At 43.0% G+C, this 2895-nt stretch carries 2 protein-coding genes; one reads left to right on the forward strand and one right to left on the reverse strand.

Annotation, left to right across the window (positions count from 1 at the left end):
- Positions 1-373: 373 nt before the first annotated feature.
- Entirely contained in the window at positions 374-1303 is a 930-nt protein-coding gene (locus tag WAM07_RS11940; protein ID WP_422167139.1) for an RluA family pseudouridine synthase, read from the reverse strand.
- A 238-nt stretch (positions 1304-1541) separates the two neighbouring features.
- Here WAM07_RS11940 and WAM07_RS11945 point away from each other — a divergent pair.
- The coding region (locus WAM07_RS11945) for a GTP-binding protein TypA/BipA (protein ID WP_422167140.1) at positions 1542-2895 on the forward strand (1354 nt) is incomplete at its 3' end.

Below are 2895 nucleotides of genomic sequence, written 5' to 3' on the forward strand. Positions count from 1 at the left end.
ACTTCCTCGCTCGCCGATCAGAAAATCTAAAGCAGATCGCAGAAGATGAGTATGTGAGGGCAGGCAGGCCCGGCGTCTAGTTTATCTAAAAAACCTGAATTAAATTAAAAGCTATTGCAGATTGGAAAGAAGGCAAAAGAAGGAGATGTATTTCTATTGAACAAAAAAGCGGTTAGGAAAAATCCTCAAGACGCTAGGAAAGCCGCTCTTAATTAGAGCGGCTTTCTGCATGTGGTGTTAAGTTAACCCTTCGTCCTGACGTCGAATCATTCTATATCTATTCGTATATGTGCTCTCTTAATATAAAAGGTTAACAAGCCAAGAGTAGCATACCATTATCTCAAAATCCATTATAGAAAACAGACAAATGATATTAAGTTTCCAAAGCTTCTACGTGCTCATTTTTAAAGAAGGGTGAATCTTCCGGAGGCATTGCCAGACAGCGAATTTCCTTCTCGGTGAAAGGATGGATAAATGTCAGACGTGCGGCATGAAGAGCCTGGGAGAGTCCATTTTTTTCTTCTCCTCCGTACAGTTCGTCACCGAGAAGCGGGTGGCCTAAATAACTCAAATGCACACGAATCTGGTGGGTTCTCCCCGATTGAAGATTAAGTGTAACCAGCGAAGCCTTCCTTGCTTTATCATATTCAAGCACTTCATAAGTCGTAATAGCCGGCTGGCCATTTGGGGAAACACGGCGCCTTACCGGGTGATGCCGGTCTTTTCCGATAGGCTGATCTATAGTAGCCTTTTTCGGCTTTAATCGGCCGTGGGCCCACGCTATATATGTTCTTTTAATATTTCGGTCCTGCAGTTCTTTCCCCAGCATGGCAATGGCCAGATCGTGTTTGGCAAAAAGGATTGCGCCCGATGTGTCCTTGTCAAGCCTGTGAACATATTTTGGAGTGGCTTCAATACCGTTCATCTGAAAGTAAAAAGCAACTCCATTAACCAGCGTATGATGATCGTCCGGTGTGTTGGGATGGGTGAATAATCCAGCAGGTTTATTAACAACCAGCAGGTGGTCATCTTCATAGACGACGTCGATGTCCATGTACACAGGTGTGACCTCAAGCTGGCGAGGCTTGAATAATCGAATTCTTAAAAGATCGTTTGCCTGTACTCTTGTATCTTTCCAGTTCGCGGTTTTATTATTTAAAGTCAATTCTTTGTTGGAGCGGAATTCGTGGACCAGCTTTCTCGGAACAAACCACTCTTTTTTCATGACCCGTTCAATAGTATGCCCGTTCCATTTCTCTGGAATAGTAACCTCCAGCCATTCTCCAATTCTTTTCGTTTTCATATACACACCTAACTTCATTAATTAATATCGTGCGTCATTCTCGTTATTTTACCCGGGATGTTCTTCTTCACGCAATGGCTATTTTACCCAATGCATTCATTTTTGTTAAGTTTATAAGAGAGGAAATCTGGTTATTATGATGATTATGTAAAGAATTGTGGACTGGTATCGACATCTGCATAACTATGTTATAATAGATGGGTTGAATAATTAGTGAAACGAAAGAGGTGTGTGCTTCATGCAACACAGAAATGATATTCGCAATATAGCGATCATCGCTCACGTTGACCACGGGAAAACCACATTGGTTGACCAAATGCTTCATTACTCCGGAACATTCCGTGATAATGAGCACGTTGACGAGCGTGCGATGGACTCAAACGATTTAGAGAAAGAACGCGGAATTACGATTTTGGCGAAAAATACCGCGATCAACTATAATGATGCACGGATCAACATTCTTGATACACCAGGTCACGCCGATTTTGGTGGAGAAGTTGAACGTATTCTGAAAATGGTTGATGGCGTACTTCTAGTGGTTGACGCTTATGAAGGCTGTATGCCACAGACACGTTTCGTGCTTAAAAAAGCACTGGAACAAAAGTTAACACCCGTAGTTGTATTGAACAAAATTGACCGTCCGAATGCCCGTCCCGGTGAAGTAATTGATGAAGTCCTTGATCTGTTCATCGAGCTTGGTGCGGATGATGAACAGCTTGAATTCCCTGTTGTATATGCATCTGCTCTAAACGGCACTTCAGGTGATGAGCCAGAAGAACAGAACGATACGATGGATCCGATTTTCAAATTAATCATGAACAATATCCCGGCTCCTTTAGATACGAAAGAAGAGCCATTGCAGTTCCAGGTAACGCTTTTGGATTACAACGATTATCTTGGACGTATTGGTGTAGGCCGCGTCTTTAGAGGCAGTATCAAAGTGGGACAGCAAGTCTCTCTTATGAAGAAGGACGGATCAGTGAAAAACTTCAGAGTGTCCAAACTCTTTGGTTTCATTGGTCTAAAACGTATAGAAATCCAAGAAGCTAAAGCAGGAGATATTATTGCTCTTGCAGGACTTGAAGACATTAACGTAGGAGAAACCGTCTGCCCTCCTGATAATCAGGAAGCAATGGAAATTCCTCGTATTGATGAGCCGACGCTTCAAATGACGTTCGTTGTTAATAACAGCCCATTTGCTGGACGTGAAGGTAAATATGTAACTTCCCGCCAAATCGAAGAACGTCTATTGACTCAATTAGAAACAGATGTCAGTCTTCGTGTTGAGCCTACGGATTCTCCAGATGCCTTTACGGTATCCGGCCGTGGTGAGCTTCACTTATCCATTCTGGTAGAGAACATGCGCCGTGAAGGCTTTGAACTTCAATTATCCAAGCCGAAAGTTATCTTGAAAGAGATTGACGGTCAGGTTTGTGAACCAGTTGAGCGCGTTCAGATCGACACACCTGAAGAATATCAGGGCGGCGTGATGGAGTCTATCGGTTATCGTAAAGGTGAAATGCAAGACATGGTAAACGACGGAAATGGTCAAGTACGTCTTGAATTCCTTGTACCATCACGCGGTTTGATCG

Origin of the sequence: Halobacillus sp. (assembly GCF_049282395.1) — a bacterium.
GTDB lineage: Bacteria > Bacillota > Bacilli > Bacillales > Halobacillaceae > Halobacillus.